The organism is Hymenobacter lutimineralis, assembly GCF_008271285.1.
Taxonomy (GTDB): domain Bacteria; phylum Bacteroidota; class Bacteroidia; order Cytophagales; family Hymenobacteraceae; genus Hymenobacter; species Hymenobacter lutimineralis.
Window position 1 is genome coordinate 45806 of sequence record NZ_VTHL01000008.1, and the last position, 17329, is coordinate 63134.

The 17329-nt window shown below is 63.0% G+C and carries 16 protein-coding genes; 8 read left to right on the forward strand and 8 right to left on the reverse strand.

From position 1 onward, the window contains the following. Positions 1-51 precede the first annotated feature (51 nt). The 4 genes from FY528_RS09325 to FY528_RS09340 all read right to left on the reverse strand — a co-directional run bounded on the left by FY528_RS09325 (position 52) and on the right by FY528_RS09340 (position 3170). Entirely contained in the window at positions 52-1035 is a 984-nt protein-coding gene (locus FY528_RS09325; RefSeq protein ID WP_149070732.1) for an L-threonylcarbamoyladenylate synthase, read from the reverse strand. A gap of 143 nt (positions 1036-1178) precedes the next feature. Beyond that, positions 1179-1547: a hypothetical protein gene (locus FY528_RS09330; RefSeq protein ID WP_187632061.1), complete on the reverse strand. Its 369-nt coding sequence runs from the start codon at positions 1545-1547 to the stop codon at positions 1179-1181. Positions 1548-1694: 147 nt separating this feature from the next. After that, positions 1695-2099, reverse strand: coding sequence for a hypothetical protein (locus FY528_RS09335; protein WP_149070734.1), 405 nt, complete (start codon positions 2097-2099; stop codon positions 1695-1697). A 177-nt stretch (positions 2100-2276) separates the two neighbouring features. Beyond that, positions 2277-3170 (reverse strand): hypothetical protein, encoded by an 894-nt coding sequence (locus FY528_RS09340; RefSeq protein ID WP_187632062.1) that lies wholly within the window; start codon positions 3168-3170, stop codon positions 2277-2279. Positions 3171-3277: 107 nt separating this feature from the next. On the opposite strand from FY528_RS09340, the gene FY528_RS09345 reads away from it, so the two are divergent. The 8 genes from FY528_RS09345 (at position 3278) to FY528_RS09380 (ending at position 10712) form a co-directional block, all read left to right on the forward strand. Beyond that, complete coding sequence (locus tag FY528_RS09345; protein WP_149070736.1) at positions 3278-3883, forward strand: HupE/UreJ family protein; 606 nt, start codon at positions 3278-3280, stop codon at positions 3881-3883. A 350-nt stretch (positions 3884-4233) separates the two neighbouring features. Next, positions 4234-6591 (forward strand): M1 family metallopeptidase, encoded by a 2358-nt coding sequence (locus FY528_RS09350; RefSeq protein WP_149070737.1) that lies wholly within the window; start codon positions 4234-4236, stop codon positions 6589-6591. Between the two features lie 80 nt (positions 6592-6671). Further along, positions 6672-7415 (forward strand): substrate-binding domain-containing protein, encoded by a 744-nt coding sequence (locus FY528_RS21430; protein WP_149070738.1) that lies wholly within the window; start codon positions 6672-6674, stop codon positions 7413-7415. A 54-nt stretch (positions 7416-7469) separates the two neighbouring features. Beyond that, positions 7470-7844, forward strand: coding sequence for a PH domain-containing protein (locus tag FY528_RS09360; protein WP_149070739.1), 375 nt, complete (start codon positions 7470-7472; stop codon positions 7842-7844). 76 nt (positions 7845-7920) lie between these two features. After that, positions 7921-8574: a beta/alpha barrel domain-containing protein gene (locus FY528_RS09365; protein WP_149070740.1), complete on the forward strand. Its 654-nt coding sequence runs from the start codon at positions 7921-7923 to the stop codon at positions 8572-8574. 86 nt (positions 8575-8660) lie between these two features. Then, the gene (locus FY528_RS09370; RefSeq protein ID WP_149070741.1) at positions 8661-9062 is read left to right on the forward strand and encodes a hypothetical protein; all 402 of its coding nucleotides are present in this window, start codon (positions 8661-8663) and stop codon (positions 9060-9062) included. Positions 9063-9168: 106 nt separating this feature from the next. Continuing rightward, positions 9169-10026, forward strand: coding sequence for an urease accessory protein UreD (locus FY528_RS09375; RefSeq protein ID WP_149070742.1), 858 nt, complete (start codon positions 9169-9171; stop codon positions 10024-10026). Between the two features lie 92 nt (positions 10027-10118). Further along, entirely contained in the window at positions 10119-10712 is a 594-nt protein-coding gene (locus tag FY528_RS09380) for a DUF4202 domain-containing protein (RefSeq protein WP_149070743.1), read from the forward strand. Here the strand turns inward: FY528_RS09380 and cobA are convergent. From cobA to FY528_RS09400, 4 genes are read right to left on the reverse strand one after another with little or no spacing between them, the layout of a single operon-like run. Next, complete coding sequence (cobA, locus tag FY528_RS09385; RefSeq protein WP_262383957.1) at positions 10656-11450, reverse strand: uroporphyrinogen-III C-methyltransferase; 795 nt, start codon at positions 11448-11450, stop codon at positions 10656-10658. The genes FY528_RS09380 and cobA overlap by 57 nt on opposite strands. Before the next feature lie 17 nt (positions 11451-11467). Next, positions 11468-12190 carry a precorrin-2 dehydrogenase/sirohydrochlorin ferrochelatase family protein gene (locus FY528_RS09390; protein ID WP_149070744.1) on the reverse strand — a complete coding sequence of 241 codons (723 nt, stop codon included), beginning with the start codon at positions 12188-12190 and terminating at the stop codon, positions 11468-11470. Positions 12191-12239: 49 nt separating this feature from the next. Then, positions 12240-13745 (reverse strand): rubredoxin, encoded by a 1506-nt coding sequence (locus FY528_RS09395; RefSeq protein WP_149070745.1) that lies wholly within the window; start codon positions 13743-13745, stop codon positions 12240-12242. A 35-nt stretch (positions 13746-13780) separates the two neighbouring features. Continuing rightward, complete coding sequence (locus FY528_RS09400; RefSeq protein WP_149070746.1) at positions 13781-17296, reverse strand: nitrate reductase; 3516 nt, start codon at positions 17294-17296, stop codon at positions 13781-13783. Positions 17297-17329: the final 33 nt, after the last annotated feature.

The following is a 17329-nucleotide window of genomic DNA, read 5'->3' on the forward strand; positions in this document are numbered from 1 at the left end:
CCCCGCCGGCACACTGCCAGCGGGGCTTTGGTTTTGTTCTATGGTAACCGGCTACCGTGCGGCGGCTTTCTCCAGCCGCTCGTTGAGGGCTACGCCCAAGCCGGTCTGCGGTAGCCGCTCGGCCAGCAGTTGGCGCAAACCCAGCCCATCAAGGCGGTGCAGGGCGGCGTAGAGCCCGTGGGCGGCTTCGGCCAGGTCGCCGCGGCCGGGGCTCAGCACCACTTGTTGGTTTAAGGGCAGGCCCGGTACCGGGTCGCGCAGGGTGAGGGCACCAGTAACAGTGGGGTCGAAGGCCGGCACCTCCACCAGGCCGGGGCCGAAAAGCTGCAAGGGCGTGTGGGGCGAGTAGTGGAAGGGCAGCAAGCCCGGACTGGCCACCCGCTGCGCCTTCTCAGCCGACGTGCGCAGGCGGGTTTCCGGCACCACCGCCTGGAGCATTTCCAGGGAAATAGCCCCGGGTCGGTATACCACCGGCTCGCCTGCGGGCCCGAAGCCCACCACCGTGCTTTCAATACCCGCCTGGCAGGCCCCCCCATCGAGGATGTAGGGAATGCGGCCACCCAGCTGGCGCAGCACGTGCTCGGGCAAGGTTGGGCTGATGTAGCCGAAGGGGTTGGCGGAGGGAGCCGCTACCGGAAAGTCGAGCCGGACCAGCAGCTCCCGCAGCAGCGGATGCGCCGGAATGCGCACCGCCACGTCGGGCAGGCCGGCCGTCACCATGTCGGGCACCACAGCCAGCTCGCGGGGCAGCAGCAGCGTGAGCGGGCCGGGGCTGAAGGCGGCCAGCAAGGTGTGAGCGGCAGCGGGCACGGCCTCGGGCCGCACATAGCCAGCCAAGTGGGCGGCGCTGGCAAAGTGCAGGATCAGCGGGTTGCTGAGCGGGCGGCCCTTGGCCTCAAAAATGCGGCGCAGGCTCTCCTCCCGCAGGCCGTTGCCGGCCAGTCCGTACACCGTTTCGGTGGGAATGGCCACCAGCTCGCCCGCCCGCAACAAGGCGGCGGCGTGGTTTAGGTCGGTGCCCAGCAAAGTTTCCATAACACAGCTAAAACGGCCCCGTGTAGCTGGGGCGCGGACCAAAGGTACGGCAGCGCGGGCAAGCCTCTGGCAGGCGGTGGCACAAGCTCGCAGGCAAGACCTTGCCGGGGCACCCCGCTGCCCCGCCGGCATTTCGGAGAAGACTACTTGAGAAAGTATTTCTTCCGGAGCCTTGTACGCACGTAGGGCGGCAGAATACCCGCTTTATCGTAGAGGACCACCGTCTGCTCCTCGTTGGCCTTGCTAAATCGAGCCAGCTTACCGATACCGATGCCCGCCGGAACGCCGCCAAACAGCCCAATACCGACAATGGTACCGCCAGTATTGCTGGATAGGCTGCCGGAGCTGCTGCTGGCAGCCGCTACCGTGGCAATGCGCACGGCAAAAAGCCCCCCGATAGTCGTCCAGATCCAGCCCCCGGTGCGGTGCTTCGCAAACAGGTGATGAAGGGCTTGCACGGTGTCGGCATGAGTGGCTGCGGGGCGCGGGGCCGGCGCGGCATGCGGCGGCAAGGGCGAAGGTTGCGGCGGCGAAGAACTACCTGCGCTCTGCCCGTAGGTAGTTAAACAGATAGCGCCCCCAACGAGCGTCAAAAGACTCTTGTGCATCGAAAGTAGGATGGTGAAAACGGGAAGGCTGGTGAGTGACTCAGATAGAGCCTATGGCTGGAAGTGCCGGTGCCGCAGCCGGCGACGGATTCTCTTCGGCAGCGGCTTACCCTGCAGGTAGTCGTTCTGCACAGCGTGTTCCTGCGCGGAACTCCACTTCCTACTCTTGGCCACACTAAAGCTGGTGAGCATCGCGCCGCCGAGCAAAACGGGCGTGGTCCCACCTTGCGGGGTGTTGAATAAGATAGCCGCTCCCACACCCAGCGCGATAAGCCCAGGAATCCGTAGCAGCCTGGCTCCGGCCCGGCGCTGGCTAAACAATTTGCCCACAGCATGAGCCGAATCGGCTGCCACCGGTGCACTCACCACGGCATAATCGGGAATGGCCACTTGCTGCGCACGGCCGGGCACCAGCAGCCCCAGCAGACAGGCTAGTAAGATCAGATAACAACGCATAGTTAGTAGCATGATAGCGGCGTAGAAAGCAAGAGCCCTACGCTGAAGCAGCAATAGCCGACAAATTGGCGGCACAAGGTAGAGGGCCGCTGCCAGGAAACCTGAAGCGTAGGAACGCCCGGTCAACAACTTTGAGCAGGTTAGCCTCACGATTGAAGCCTAACCCTACTCCGCCCCCTATCCACGGCGGCGGGCTTCTCTGCGGGCCAGCCGGGCTTTCCACTTGCCGGCTTTGGCAAAGTGGCGCGGCTGCAGCTGCGCCCGGTACTGCGCCGGAATTGGCGCCCCCGCAGCGCAGGCAGCGTGCAGGGCGTTGAGCTTTTCGTAGCTATAGGTAGTGTGCCGGACCAGCATATACGTAAGTCCTACCCCAGCCAGCCCCAGCCCGGCCGCCACCGCGCCGCCCGAAGCCGGCGTTTCTTCCCAACTACCCGTGACTGGATTGTATTCGCGGGTGCCGCTGCTCATCAGCCGCAAGCCCGGCAAGGCCAGGGCCAGCGGCCATTCCCCATTCACCCGCTTCATCATGAACAGCGCCGTAATGGCATCCAGCGTGTCCTGCCGGGCGCTGGCCGCAACCGGCCCGGGCGTGAGCGGATCGGCGCTTCGCCGCAGGCTATCTGGGCCGGTACCAGGGGCCGGCAGCGGGTTTTCTTCCTTAGCTATTCCGGGTATAGGCCGGTAGCGGCCCCGCAGACGGCGGCTAACGTAAGCTGGCAGATGGCCGGTTTGCGCCAGTTCGCGCAGGACGGCTGTTTCGTTTTTCCGTTTGAACCGCACACTCTTCCCTATGCCAACGCCCACCAACGCCGCCCCGCCGATAACCCCCGGCGTCCAGACGCCGGCGCTGGTTGATTGTTGCGCCGGCAGAATTGCCGCCAGCATGCCCACCGTGCCTACTAGCGGCCAGGCAAGGCCTCCCGTACGCCGGCTTTTAAACAATTCGTGTACTGCCTGGGCCGTATCGGCCCGGGTTGGGCGGGGTTCGGTTGGGTAAGCCGATGGCAGCGTGGGCGTGAGGGCCTGGGGGTGGCCTTCCAGGACCAAGCCGAGCAGGAGCAGGCTCAGCATAAAATATCTACACATATATCAACCGGAATACGAACTACTTTATTTGGCGCAAATTATTCGAAAAAGGCCGAAAAACAGCATTTGCCCGCGCGGTGTACTTTTGCCACATGGCCTCCACGTTCACCACCTACCTCCAGCTCGGCTTTTTCCACATCTTCAACCTGCAGGCCTACGACCACCTCGTGTTTCTGCTGGCCTTGTGCGCGCCCTACGTGCTGCAGGACTGGCGCCGCGTGGTGGCCCTGGTCACCAGCTTCACCCTGGGGCACTCCCTCACCCTGGCCCTGGCCACGCTCAATGTGGTGCAGTACTCGCCCCAGGTAATTGAGGTCCTGATTCCGGTAACCATTCTGCTTACGTGCGTAGTGAACTTGGCGCGGGCCGGGCGCGCCACGAGCCGCCCTACACCTATTCGCCAGTCGCCCACCCTGATTTTCACTTCCGCCAATGGCCTGGCAGCCACCTTCGGGCTGATTCACGGCCTTGGGTTTTCCAGCTACCTGCGCGAGCTGCTGGGCCGCCAGAGCCGCCCGGTGCTGGAGCTGCTGGCCTTCAACGTGGGCGTAGAGCTGGGCCAGCTGCTGATTGTGGGCCTGATTTTGCTGCTCGGAGCCCTGCTGCTGCGCGGCCTCGGCGTGGCCCGCCGCGACTGGCTTTTGGTGGTCAGTGGCGCGGCGCTGGGCATTGCGCTGGTGCTGCTGGTCAATAGGTGAATGGGAGGATGGCGAGCAGGGGGTACATCAGGCCCATACCGAAGCCCTCGTCTCGGGCAATGTGCCTGACCCGCTTCTCTACCAGTAAGCTCTTAGCTCGTTGCGCGTGTGTAGGGGCTCGTCACATCCGGGGGTTAGGCACGTTTGCTTCGGACGCTGGCTTGATGCGCCACATGCCTCGCAATGGCAGGAGCGTCATTAGCACTTCAGCACATTCTCCACATTAGCACATTCTCTTATTCACCCATCACCCCGCCCGTGCAACTTCTGGCACTTTACCGGTGACTTTACCTGTTGTCTGCCCGTTTTGCTGTACTTTTTCGCCTCGCTCCACGCATTTACGCTCTTCAATGCTTAAACACTTGTTACGCTCGGCCGCCGTGGCCGTGCTGGCTGCCGGTCCGCTGGCAGCGCAAACTACCAATTCCGGCACCGATAAGTTTGCCCAGCTGGGCCCGGAACTGCCCACCCCCAATACCTACCGCACCGCCTCCGGCGCGCCCGGTAGCCAGTACTGGCAGCAGCGCGCCGACTACAACATCCAGGTAAAGCTCGACGACGAGAAGCAGGCCATTACCGGCTCGGAGGACATTACCTACACCAACCTCTCGCCCGACGTACTCACGTACCTGTGGGTGCAGCTCGACCAGAACATCCTGGACAAAACGTCCATCACGCAGGCCACGGAGGTGGGTGAGCTGTCGGACAAGATGTCGTTCCGGGGGCTGGAGTACCTGATGAACTCGGACTTCGACGGGGGCTTCAAGATTTCGGAGGTGAAGCTGAAAGGCGGCAAGGCGCTTCCCCACGTCATCAACCACACCATGATGCGCATCGACCTGCCCACGCCCTTGCGGCCCAAGCAAGCCGTGACGTTCAGCATCAAGTGGAGCTACAACATCAACGACCAGCTGAAAATCAACCAGCGCAGCGGCTACGAGTATTTCCCCGAGGACAAGAACTACCTCTACGAAATTGCCCAGTTCTACCCGCGCATGGCCGTGTACTCCGACTTCCAGGGCTGGCAGCACAAGCAGTTCCTCGGCAACGGAGAGTTTGCCCTGCCCTTCGGTGACTACCGCGTGAGCATCACCGCCCCCGCCGACCACGTGGTGGGCGCCACGGGCGTGCTGCAGAACCCCGGCGACGTGCTGAGCGCCACCCAGCGCCAGCGCCTCGAAAAAGCCAAGAACACCAAAACTCCGGTGCTCATCGTGACCGAGCAGGAAGCCGAAGCCGCCGAGCAGAAGCGCGCCAAAGGCACCAAAACCTGGACCTACGCCGCCAAGAACGTGCGCGACTTTGCCTGGGCCTCCTCGCGCAAGTTTATCTGGGATGCCATGCAGATCAAGCAGGCCGGCAAGCCGGTGATGTGCATGAGCTACTACCCCAAGGAAGGCAACCCGCTATGGGGCAAGTACTCTACTGAGGTGGTGGCGCACACCATCAAAACCTACTCCAAGTTCACCATCGACTACGAGTACCCGGTGGCTATTTCGGTGCACGGCCCGGTGGGTGGCATGGAGTATCCCATGTTGTGCTTCAACGGTGGCCGCCCAGAGAAAGACGGCACCTACTCGGCCAACACCAAGTACGGCATGATTTCCGTGATTATTCACGAGGTAGGCCACAACTTCTTCCCCATGATCATCAACTCCGATGAGCGGCAGTGGACGTGGATGGATGAGGGCCTGAACACCTTCGTGCAGTACCTCACCGAGCAGGAATGGGAGCGTAACTACCCTTCCCGCCGCGGCGAGCCGAAGCTGATTGTGGACTACATGCGCACCGGCAAAAATGTGCAGACGCCCATCATGACCAACTCGGAATCGGTGCTGCAGTTTGGGCCCAATGCCTACGCCAAGCCCGCGACCGGCCTCAACATCCTGCGCGAAACCATCCTGGGCCGTCAGCTCTTCGACTACGCTTTCAAGGAGTACGCACGCCGCTGGGCCTACAAGCACCCCGAGCCCGCCGACTTCTTCCGCACCATGGAAGACGCCTCCGGCACCGACCTCGACTGGTTCTGGCGCGGCTGGTTCTACACCACCGACCACACCGACCTGGCCATTGAGGGCGTGAAGTGGTACACCATCGACTCAAAAAACCCGGAAATCGAAAACGCCCGCAAGCGGGAGCTGCTGAATGCCGCGCCCAAAACCCTTTCGGAGCAGCGCAACCTGCAGGACATCAAGCGCACGTTGGTGGACGATAAGCCCCAGCTCAACGACTTCTACAACGCCTACGATCCGCTGGCCGCTACCGAAGCCGACAAAAAGCGCTACCAGGACTACGTGGCCAAGCTCACGCCCGAGCAGCAGCAGCGCCTCAACAGCGGCCTGCACTTCTACGAGGTGAGCCTGAAAAACCTGGGCGGCCTGACCATGCCCGTGGTGGTGCAGATGACCTACGAGGATGGCAAACAGGAAGTGGTGAACATTCCGGCCGAAATCTGGCGCAAAAACAATGCGCAGGTAACGAAGGTGTTCATCACCGAAAAGCCCGTGGTGAGCTTCGTGCTGGACCCCTTCCTGGAAACCGCCGACACGGACTTGAGCAACAACGCCTACCCGAACCGGACCGCGCCCTCGCGCTTCGAGCTGTTTGAGCAGCAGCAGCGCCAGCAGCAGAATCCCATGCAGCAGCAAACTTCCATGCAGAAACTGGAGCAGAAGCCGGCCGGCACCAGCTCCGGCGGCACCAACTAATTCCGTCTTTTCTGCTAGCTTTCAACAGCCGGGCCGCTTGGTCCGGCTGTTTTTGTTATCTGGCCCGTGAACCTGACGGCATGCCCGACTTTCATTTCTACAACCAGCACAATTATTGGCCACTGTATACTACTATCCAGCAATACTATCCGCTGGGTTTGCACCACACGCCCGATAGGTCAGGGTTTGCGGAAAGCTACCCGGGGCAGATTGCGCTTGAGCAGATCATATCGGAGCGACTCAGCGACTATCCCGCGTTCAGGCGACGCTGGAAACCTTTTCAGGAACACTTAAGGGAGCAGACGAAAAAGCCGGTTCATCAGGAGGAGGGTGTTTACCCATCTTACCAAGGCTATATACCCATCCGGAAACGAGCGGCAAATATAGGTACGCATCGAAAGACACTACATTTTGCCATAAGCTTGCTGGGTCCCTATTTCACTATATATGCCCTTGATACTTCCAGCGTGGAGTTGTCCGAAACCTGGCATCTTATGGGGAATCCTGCCCCCAAAACCACCTTGTTACCGCATGAGGCAATTCACGCGGTAACGGTTTCACCGTACGAGGAGTACACAGAGCTCTTCCATACCCTGGAGGCGGCCATCTTGGGTTGGTTTCCTGAGTATCGTTTGGTGCCATTCTCAATTGGTTGTATGAGTCTGGCAGGTTTAATAGTGGAAGGATGTAAAACCCAACCGGCACCTATTCACGCGGCGCTTTTTCACCCGAATATTCCCACGCAAGCACTTTCTACGCCCCAGTGCCGTGGAGACCAATGGTATGGTTCCTCGCGGTGGCGAATAGCCGTATCTGCATCATAACGCCTGACTTCATTTTCTCTGTATCTTCTCTGTTTCACCACCTCACCATTACTTATGGGACTTCTCGACGGCCTCCTCGGCAACGCTTCCGAAAACGACGCGCAACAGATTCAGCAGGAACTGAACCGCATTCTGGCCGTCGATGAGCGGGTGGAAAAAGCCTACGCCATCCTGCGCGACCAGATCATCTTCACCAATCAGCGTCTGTTGCTGGTGGATAAGCAGGGCGTAACGGGCAAGAAGCGCGAAATCATGAGTGTTCCATACCGCAGCATCGAGCGGTTCTCCATGGAAACTACCGGTCATTTCGACCTGGAATCGGAGCTCTACATCTGGGTACGCGGCATGGCCGCTCCCATCGGCCGCACCTTCCGCGACGACCAAAGCATCTACGACGTGTACCGCGCCTTGGGTGAGTATGCCCTTTAGGTTAGTTTCTGGTTGCTAGTTGCCCATATACGTAAGTGAACTAGCAACCAGAAACCATAAACTAGAAACATTCGAAATGCCTCGTTTCCCTTCCGCTCATACCCTGGCTCAGGCCCGGCAGCACCCGCTTATTCCGGTTTTTTACCACGCGCAGGAAGACTACGCCCGCCGGGTGCTGGCCGCCTGCTACGAGGCCGGTGTGCGGCTATTTGAGTTCACCAACCGCGGCCCCGAGGCCCACGCCATTTTCACGCGCCTGCAGCGCTTTGTGGAGGCCGACTACCCCGAGTTACTGCTGGGGGCGGGCACCATTTTCACGGCCGAAGAAGCCGGCCGCTTTATCGAGTCCGGCGCCGACTTCATCATTCAGCCCGTGTGCAGCCCCGATGTGGCCGCCGTGTGCCGCAGCTATGACCTGGCCTGGCTGCCCGGCGCCCAAACGCTGAATGAGGTGTACGAGGCCCACCGCCTGGGCGCTACCATCGTTAAGCTGTTTCCCTCGGCCTACCTCACGCCTGCCTACCTGCAGATTCTGCGCGGCCCGCTCCCTCACCTTCCCCTCATGGCCACCGGCGGCATTCAGCCCACTCCCGAAAGCCTGGCCGAATGGAAAAAGGCCGGCGCCACCTGCATAGGCCTGGATGCCCGCCTGCTCGACACCGCCGAGCCCGCCCGCCTCACCGCGCAGGTGCGGGACCTGCTGGCTACGTGGCCGTCGGCAGACAGCTAGCCGTGGCCCGTAAAAACGCGCAACCCGCTTGCAACCGTCGGCGGGCGTGAAGGCTCATTTGAGGGTACGTTTGACCTTTCAGAGCTATGAAAAAAATTCTTCCCTTCCTGTTTTTGGGAGTCACCTCGTTTGGGGTGCTGAGTGGTTGTGGCGAAGACGACGAAACCGCTCCGCAAACCGACTGCGTGCAGGTAACCCTGCTAGGGCAGAGCTGCAACGGCACCCTGCTTCAACTCCCCACGGATGTTCCGTTAGGCAAAACCGTTACCATTGAGGGCGTGAGCTACGCCAACGTGGTTGCCACTTACTCCGAAACGCCCGCTCTTATTCCCGAAACCAAAGTATTCTGGGCGGGACTACGCTTGGCCACCAACGGCGAGGTACCCGCCCGGGCCTGCATCGCCACCCTAGTGCAGTACGACGTCGACCAGGTAATTCTGTCGGCACCCAAATGCAAGGGCGCCAACTGGTGCGGCACAGTTAACTAGCATTTCTTTTCCATTATACCCGAGCGGCCACTTTCCCTGATTTTTCTGGGCGAAAGTGGCCGTTTGCCGTGCTGAGGGCTGCATATTTGCCGTTCAGCCCCTAGCTATGTCCGATTCGTCGTTGTGGAGTGAAGTGGAAGTGACGGCCGTGCGCGGCCAGTCGGTGCTGACGGTGCGCCGCAACGTGCAACCCCTGAAACTGCTGAGCCCGCGCACCGCGGCCGGCAGCTGCCACGTGGTGCTCAGCAGCTACGGGGGCGGTCTGCTGGCCGGCGACGTTATCCGCCTGCGCGTGGCCGTGCAGCCCGGGGCGCGCCTGCTGCTCAGCACCCAGGCCAACACCCGCGTGTACCGCTCCGATGATGGCGCCGTAGCCGAGCAGCTCACGGAGGCCCACGTAGCGGCGGGGGCCCTGGCCGTAGTCCTGCCCGACCCCATTGTATTGCAGGCTCAGAGCCGCTACCGCCAGCACCAGCACTGGCACCTGGCCGCTGGCGCCCTGCTCCTGCTGGCCGACTGGTTTCACTCCGGCCGCATCGATAGCGGGGAGCAGTTTGCCTTCACCGGGTACGAGTCGGAGTTGCGCATCAGCCAGGAAGAACGGCTGACGGTACTCGACCGGTTCGCGTTTCGGCCCGAGGAACACATTGCCACCTCACCCGCCCACTTCCGCCAGCACCAAACGTCCCTGGCCGTGTACCTGGCCGGCTCCCCCCACGACGCCCGCTATCAACAGCTGGCAGCCGTGCTTCAGGCCCAGCAAACCCAGACCCGCGCCGGCCTGCCCGTTGATGTATCGGCCCACGACTGCGTGGTGGCCCTCACGCAGGCCCGCCCCGGCGTATTGCTGCTACGGGCCCTGGGCACCAGCCGCACCGCCCTGCAGCCCATCTACGACCAGCTGTACCAGGCGCTGGCCTCGACCGAATTACTGGCCTTCGCCGCTGGCTTGCGCAAGTACTAGCCGCGGCTTTCCCTTGACTTAGCCTAGGTGCAAGGTCTTATCTTTGGCTAACCCCGCCTTCGCCCGTTTCTTCCTCCCTACGTGTCCGTGCTATGCCTCTGCCCTCTGCCCGCTTTGCGGCGGCCCTCGAAAAGTTTGATACCCTGAATGGCGAAGATCCTAACCAGGATACGGACGCGGAAGGTCGTGCCTGGCCCAAGGAGCTACTCTACGGACACCGGATGAGTGCCTGCCTGGCCCGCGTAGCCCCCGCAGCCCCGGAGGCCGTGCAGCTGGCGGCCCGCGGCCAGCACATTCGCCGCTGGGTTATTCCGCGCCAGGACTTCCCCATGGACCGCGCCGGCTACCACCAGTGGCGCAACACGCTTAAGAAATACCATGCCGAGGTAGCCGGCCAGATCTTAGTCGAGGTAGGCTACGATGAGGCCACCATTGCCCGGGTGCAGGCCTTGCTGCAAAAGCAACAACTCACCCGCGACGCCGATGTGCAGCTATTGGAAGACGTGATTTGCCTAGTGTTTCTGGAATACTACTTTCTGGATTTTGCCCGCCAGCACCCCGAGGAGAAAATCATCGACATCGTGCAGAAAACCTGGCGTAAGATGAGCGCCCAGGGCCACGCACTGGCTCTACAGCTCCCACTGCCCGCCGAGGCCCAGAGCCTGGTGGCTAAGGCGCTGGCCTAGAAAATGCCCCGTAACATCGTGCCCCAGGCCCACCACCGCCCCTATTACAATAAGCGCGGGGTAGGTAATCTGCTGGCTGGCTACCAGCGCGGGCAGGGTGCGTACGGGCCCCACGGCCAGTTTGCGCTGGGGCAAAGTGAGGTGCTGCACCACGGCGGCCGGCGTGTCGCCCTTGCCCATTTCGCAGTAGGCGGCGGCAATTTCGGCGGCTTTTTTCAGGCCCATGTAAATCACCACGGTGGAGTTGCTCTGCATAGCCAGGCGCAGGTCGGCCGACAGGCTACCATCCTTTTTGGTGCCCGTTACCATCCAGACGCCCTCACTCACGATGCGGTGGGTCAGGGGAATATCCTCGAAGCCCAGGGCCTGCATGCTGGAAATGCCGGGGATATAGTGGGTGGCAATGCCGTGGGCGCGGGCAAACAGAATTTCCTCGAAACCCCGCCCGAAGATGAACGGGTCGCCGCCCTTGAGGCGGATAACGCGGCCCCGGCTCCGGGCTTTTTCCAGGATCAGGGCGTGAATGGTTTCCTGGGGCGTGTAGTCGCCGTAGGGCTTTTTGCCCACATACAGGCACTCACAGCCGGCCGGGGCCAGGGCTAGCAGCTCCTGGTTGGCCAGGTTGTCGTAGAGAATAACGGCGGCGGTTTGCAGCACCCGGTGGGCTTTGAGCGTGAGCAGCTCCGGGTCGCCGGGGCCGGCGCCTACCACGTACAGCTCCGGTACCACATTCATCATATTTTCCTGCGGGCTACTCAAGGGGTCTGGTCTTTGGAGTCGGAAGAGGAAAGCCAAGCCCGGGCCTGCACGGTGGCCAGGGCCCCGGCAGCCAGCAACGCGCCCCAGGCCAAGCGCCGCCACCGCCGCGTAGCGGGAGCCTCGTAGCCCGGGCCGCCGGCCAGCCCGGCCGTTACTGCGTTCAGGGTGCGGACCTTGGCGGCAAAGTCGCCGGTGAGTTGCTGGCGGATGGCGGGCATCTTCTGCAGCACTGCGTCGAGCTCCTCGGGCAGGGCTTCCTCCAGCACGGCCCGCACCCGCTTGGCCACCGTGGGCGACTGGCCATTGGTGGAAACCGCAATTTTCAGCGCCCCTTTCTGCACCACCGACGAGAGGTAGAAGTCGCACAGCGGGGGCGTGTCGGCCACGTTCACCAGCAGGTGGCGGCTGCGGGCGGCTTGTTTGATGCGCGCGTGCAGGGCCGGGTCGTCGGTGGCGGCAAACACGATGTCGGCTTGTTCCAGCAGGGCGTCGGTGTAGGGTTCTTCGCGCAGCTGCACCTGCGGATACCGGGCGGCCAGCTCCCGCAGCGCGGGCAGAAAGGTGATGCTGACCACCGTGACGGCCGTGGCCGGGCTGCTGCGCATAATGGCGGTGAGCTTTTCCAGGCCCACGTTGCCGCCACCCACGAGCAGCACGCGCAGCTGCTCCAATTTGAGAAAGACCGGAAAAAGCGGATTGGCACTGGGTGGGGAAAGCATGGAGCAAGGATTGGGTGAAGATGAAAGCGCAAGGCCATAACCAGGCTGGCTACGGAGCCGCCCCGATGGAGCTCAGCCCCGCAGCTACCGGCTCGTCCCAAGGCTCGAACTCGGCCGCCGGAGCCTCGCAGGTGGGGCAATGATAATTGGGCAGTGCGGCCCACGCCGTGCCCGGCGCGACGCCCTGCTGCGGGTCCCCGTAGGCCGGGTCGTACATCGTCAGGCAGCGGCGGCAGCGCGGCAGGGCCTCGGCAGCGGGCGGCGGGTTTTCGGCCGGGAGCTGCGCGGTTGTTTCCGGCTCCGGCGGCGTTTCGGCCCCGGTTTGGGCGTAGAACTGGTGGCATAGCTCGGCCAAGTACCAGCCCAGCATATCGGGGCGCACTTGCTGGCGGAAAGACACGAAGTCGCGGGAGTTGGGGTTGAAGTCGCGGGTATGCAGGACTTCGTACTGCTCGGCCCCGCCGGCGCGGCCCGGCTGGGTGCGGATGATGATGGAGCCGAACAAGCCGGTCTGGGGCCGGGTTTTGATGGCAAAGCAGAGCTGGTAGGTGCGCACATCTTCCTCGTTAAGGTAGCGCACCAGCTCGTGCTTGAGGGCCAGGCCGGTGGGGCAGTTATCCTCGACCTGCCAGTTCAGCTCGTTGGCCGCGTGCCGCACGTTGAGGCGGTGGCGGCAGAGCACGGCATCCCACTGCGGTCGGTCAGCCGGGGAAATTCCTTTTATAATCAACGACTTCCAGGGAGTGGTGCAGAGCTGCCCCACCCGCGTTTGCAAACACACCTGGGCCATATCCCGCAGAAAAGCCAGCGAAAACTGCTCGTTGCGTCGGTAGATACCCAGCCAGAGTTGCTGCCCGCTGCGGTTGAAGCCCTCGTAGTAGGGCAGCATAAACGGCGGCAGCGCCAGCGGCCCGGCCACCACCCGCGGGCCCAGGGGCTGGGCGGCGCTAACCTGGGCGTACAGCCGGATGCCGGCCGTCGTCAGGTCGTTGTCAAACTGGCCCACCGTCGGCAGCAGCACCCGCTCTATGGCCGCGCTCAGCCCCGGCACGTCTTCGGAATACACCAAGTGGGGCCAGGTGTAGAGGTGGCCGGTGCGGGGAAAGCGCAGGTGCAGGTGCCAGTAGTTGCTGGTTTCGGCGGCAATGAAATTAAGGTGGCCGGTAAAAAACGGCACAAACGTCTGCCGGCTGTCGACCAGGTTAATTTTCAGCCGGGGCCGGTAGTCGAACAGGTCCAGAATGTCTTTGTACACGCCCTCGCGCAGCCAAGCTGCGCTGTAAAATACGTCCTCGCCCACGTAGGAGCTAACGATATTAGGGCGGGCTTCCGGGTCGGGCTCGGCCAGCACATCGGCCGCGGCCAGGGCCTGTAGCAGGGCGCGCCGCCGGGCGGGCTCCACGGTGAGCAGCAGTTGCTGCCGGTGCCCGAGCTGCACCTGCTCGATGCCGGCCGCCTCGGCGGCGCTGAGCACGGCCAGCAGGTCGCCGGCCGGCACAATGCCTCCAGGCAGGTTTACGGCGACGAGCGAAAGGGAAGGTTCAGGGGAAGTCATGCGGAATTAGGCAGTACTGGCTGCCAGCGGGCGGTTTAAGTGGTGGGAACCAGAGCGGCCAGCTCTGCGGCCAGAAGCTGCTGCACCTCGGGCCGGCAGGAGCCGCAGCCGGTGCCCGCGCCGGTGGCCGTGCCCAGGCCCTTGAGCGTATCGCAGCCGGCCGCTATGGCCTGGCGCAGGTTGCCGGCGCCCACGTTATTGCAGCTGCACACGAGCTTGCCCAGGACCGGTGGGGCGGGCCGGCCACTGCGCAGCAGCTGCAGGCGTTTGTCGCTGAGCTCGGTTTTGCCCTCAATCAGCGCCCGAAATTCCTGGAACTCGGTTTTGTCGCCGATGAGGATGGCGCCGACGAGCCGGTCCTGGTGCACGATGCACTTCTTGTAGTAGCGCCGGGCCTTGTCGATGAAGGTAATTTCCTCGTAGCTGCCATCCTGCGCGGGGCACTCGGGCAGACCAATGCTGCAGAGGTCGAAGCCGTGAATTTTGATGATGTTCATGAAGGTGCTGCCCCGGTAGCGGCTGCCCACGTCGCCACTCAGGTAGCGGGCCACCACGGCGGCCTGCTGCTCGGCGGCGGCCGTGATGCCGTAGAGCGTGCCTTCAAACTCGGCAATTTCGCCCACGGCAAACACGCTGAAGTCAGAGGTTTGCAGCCGCTCATTCACCACCACGCCGCGGCGACACGCCAGCCCACTTTCCCGGGCCAGCTCCAGGTTGGGCACCGTACCGATGGCCAGAATCAGCGCGTCGCAGTCGAGGCGGCGGCCGCTTTTCAGGCCCACGCCACTCAGGCGGGTACGGCCGTAGAACAGCTCCACCTCGTCGTTGAAGTACAGCTCGCAGCCCTGGTCCACCATTTCTTCCTGCAGCAGCAGGCTGCCTAGGGCATCGAGCTGCCGATCCAGAAAGCGGGAAATCCGCTGAATGATGGATACCCGCACCCCGGTTTCGCGCAGAGAGGCTGCCATTTCCAAACCCAGCAGCCCCCCGCCCACGATGACGACGTGGGCATTCTGGGCCGGCAAATGGCTTTTGAACGCGTCGGCATCGAGGCGGCTGCGCATGGTGAAGATGCCGGGCAGGGCGGGCACGTTGCGGGGCACGGCCGCCCGGCTGCCGGTGGCCAGCAGCAGCACGTCGTAGTCGGTGCGCTGCCCGCGGGAGTCCACCACGTATTTCTCCGCCCGATTGATTTCCTCCACGCTCACGCCGCGGCGCAGCTCGATATTATAGCCGGGCTCCTCCTCGTCGCGCATTTTCACCAGCTGCTCCCAGTGCTGGTGCCCGCTGATGTAGTCGGGCAGCATCACCCGGTTGTAGAACGGGAAGTCTTCCTTGCTGAAAATAGTGATGCTGTCGGCCTGGTTCAGCTCCCGGTAAGCCTGCACGAAGCCAAAGGCGCCGGCCCCCGCTCCCACCACCACGATGCGCTGCCGGGGCTTGCGGTACTTTTCGAGCTGCACGGCGCAGAACTTAAAGTCGGGCTCCTTGGAAATGGGGTCCACCGCCCCCGAGGTCAGGTTGTTGGCCCGGTGTAAATCCGAGCCGAGCTGTTTGCCCCAGTGCATGGGCAGAAACACCACGCCCGGCCGAATGCCTGCGCTCAGCCGCGCCGCCACCCGCACCTCGCCCCGCCGGGAGCTGACCGTCACCAGCTCCCCTTCGGCCACGCCAAGCGCCGCCGCATCCCGGGGGTGCAGTTCCACAAAGGGCTGGGGAATGTGCTGGCGCAGCTTGCTGACTTTGCCGGTCTTGGTCATCGTGTGCCACTGGTCCCGGATGCGGCCGGTGGTCAGGATGAAGGGAAAATCCTGGTCGGGAACTTCGCTGCGGAATACGGCGGCCACGGGGTGAATTAGGGCCCGACCGGAGGGCGTGTAGAACTGGTGGTCGGTGAAGAGGCGGGCGGTGTCAGGATTAGCTTGGCCAGGGCGGTAGGGCCACTGCACCGAGCCGTGCTGGCGCAGTACCGCGTAGGTCAGGCCCGTAATGTCGAGCGTAGTACCGGCTGTCAGGCGGGTGTGCTCCTGGTAGATGGCTTCGGTCGTCGGGAAGTCGAAGCCAGCAAAACCCATCTTCTGAGCAAAGCGGCAGATGATTTCCGCGTCGGGCAGGGCTTCGCCGGGGGCGGCCACTACCTGGGGCAGGTGGCTGATGCGCCGCTCGGAGTTGGTCATGGTGCCTTCCTTCTCGGCCCAGGCTGCAGCGGGCAGAATCACGTCGGCGTAAGCCAAGGTTTCGGGCTTGGAGCTGATGTCCTGCACCACCACGAATTTGGCCTTGGCCAGCGCCGCCTCCGCCTGGCGCACGTTGGGCAGGCTGGTCAGCGGGTTGGTGCAAAGTATCCAGATGGCCTTAAGGCGGCCATCTTCCAGAGCTTCGAACATTTCGGTGGCCGTGTAGCCGGGCGTTGAGGCTAATGGGCCGCTGCCCCAGAACTGCTGCACCTCGGCCCGGTGGGCGGGGTCGGCCAGGTTGCGGTGGGCCGGCAGCAGGTTGGAGAGGCCCCCCACTTCCCGCCCGCCCATGGCGTTGGGCTGCCCGGTCAGGGACAAAGGCCCCGCTCCGGGCTTGCCGATCTGGCCGGTTATCAGGTGCAGGTTCAGCAAGCTCAGGTTTTTGTCGACGCCCACCACGCTCTGGTTCAAACCCATGGTCCACATCGACAGAAAGGCCCGGGCCGAGCCAATGTAGCCGGCCGCCAGGCGGATATCGGCCTCCGCCACCCCGCACAGCTCGGCGGCTTCGGCTACGGTGCGCTCCAGAATCAGCTGCTGGTACTGCTCGAAGCCTTCGGCGTGCTGCCCAATAAAAGCCAGGTCTAGGTCGCCATTTTCCAACAGCACCCGGGCCAGGGCCTGGTTCAGCACCACGTCGGTGCCGGGGATGAGCTGCAGGTGCACGTCGGCCAGGGCGCAGGTGTCCGTCACGCGCGGGTCCACGACGATGATTCGGGTAGCCGGGTTGGCGGCTTTGTGGGCTTCTACCCGGCGCCACAGAATGGGGTGGCACCAGGCCGGGTTGGCCCCGGTCACCAGCAGACAGTCGGAAAGCTCAATGTCGTCGTAGCAGACCGGCACGCTGTCTTCGCCGAGGGCCATTTTGTAGCCCACCACCGCGCTGCTCATGCACAGGCGGGAGTTGGTGTCGAGGTTGTTCGAGCCGATAAAGCCCTTCATCAGCTTGTTGAGCACGTAGTACTCCTCGGTCAGGCACTGGCCCGAGGCGTAGAACGCCACTGAGTCGGGGCCGTACTGCGCAATGAAGGTTTTGAACACGGCGGCCGTGCGCTCCAGGGCCTCGTCCCAGCTCACCCGCTGCAACGGGCGGCTGCGGCTGTAGCGCATCTGCGGAAACAGCAGCCGGTCCGTCCGGTCATTGACGGTGTACTGCAGATTCAGGCCCTTGCTGCACAGCGCCCCGCGGTTCACGGGATAGTCGGGGTTGCCCGTCACGGTCACGTCGCCGTTCTTTTCCGGCTTGACCAGCACCCCGCAGCCGACGCCGCAGTAGCAACAAGTGGACGGAACGGCATGAGAGGACAGGGCCATAATTACAGCGTGAGTAAGTCAGAAAATAACGTC

Bases quoted from the DNA above. Each gene is read 5' to 3' on its own strand.
- FY528_RS09325 (WP_149070732.1), bottom strand. From the start codon at position 1,035: ATGGAAACTTTGCTGGGCACCGACCTAAACCACGCCGCCGCCTTGTTG.
- FY528_RS09350 (WP_149070737.1), top strand. From the start codon at position 4,234: ATGCTTAAACACTTGTTACGCTCGGCCGCCGTGGCCGTGCTGGCTGCC.
- FY528_RS09335 (WP_149070734.1), bottom strand. From the start codon at position 2,099: ATGCGTTGTTATCTGATCTTACTAGCCTGTCTGCTGGGGCTGCTGGTG.
- FY528_RS09400 (WP_149070746.1), bottom strand. From the start codon at position 17,296: ATGGCCCTGTCCTCTCATGCCGTTCCGTCCACTTGTTGCTACTGCGGC.
- cobA (WP_262383957.1), bottom strand. From the start codon at position 11,450: ATGATGAATGTGGTACCGGAGCTGTACGTGGTAGGCGCCGGCCCCGGC.
- FY528_RS21430 (WP_149070738.1), top strand. From the start codon at position 6,672: ATGCCCGACTTTCATTTCTACAACCAGCACAATTATTGGCCACTGTAT.
- FY528_RS09390 (WP_149070744.1), bottom strand. From the start codon at position 12,190: ATGCTTTCCCCACCCAGTGCCAATCCGCTTTTTCCGGTCTTTCTCAAA.
- FY528_RS09340 (WP_187632062.1), bottom strand. From the start codon at position 3,170: ATGCTGAGCCTGCTCCTGCTCGGCTTGGTCCTGGAAGGCCACCCCCAG.
- FY528_RS09345 (WP_149070736.1), top strand. From the start codon at position 3,278: ATGGCCTCCACGTTCACCACCTACCTCCAGCTCGGCTTTTTCCACATC.
- FY528_RS09375 (WP_149070742.1), top strand. From the start codon at position 9,169: ATGTCCGATTCGTCGTTGTGGAGTGAAGTGGAAGTGACGGCCGTGCGC.
- FY528_RS09395 (WP_149070745.1), bottom strand. From the start codon at position 13,745: ATGACTTCCCCTGAACCTTCCCTTTCGCTCGTCGCCGTAAACCTGCCT.
- FY528_RS09360 (WP_149070739.1), top strand. From the start codon at position 7,470: ATGGGACTTCTCGACGGCCTCCTCGGCAACGCTTCCGAAAACGACGCG.
- FY528_RS09380 (WP_149070743.1), top strand. From the start codon at position 10,119: ATGCCTCTGCCCTCTGCCCGCTTTGCGGCGGCCCTCGAAAAGTTTGAT.
- FY528_RS09365 (WP_149070740.1), top strand. From the start codon at position 7,921: ATGCCTCGTTTCCCTTCCGCTCATACCCTGGCTCAGGCCCGGCAGCAC.
- FY528_RS09370 (WP_149070741.1), top strand. From the start codon at position 8,661: ATGAAAAAAATTCTTCCCTTCCTGTTTTTGGGAGTCACCTCGTTTGGG.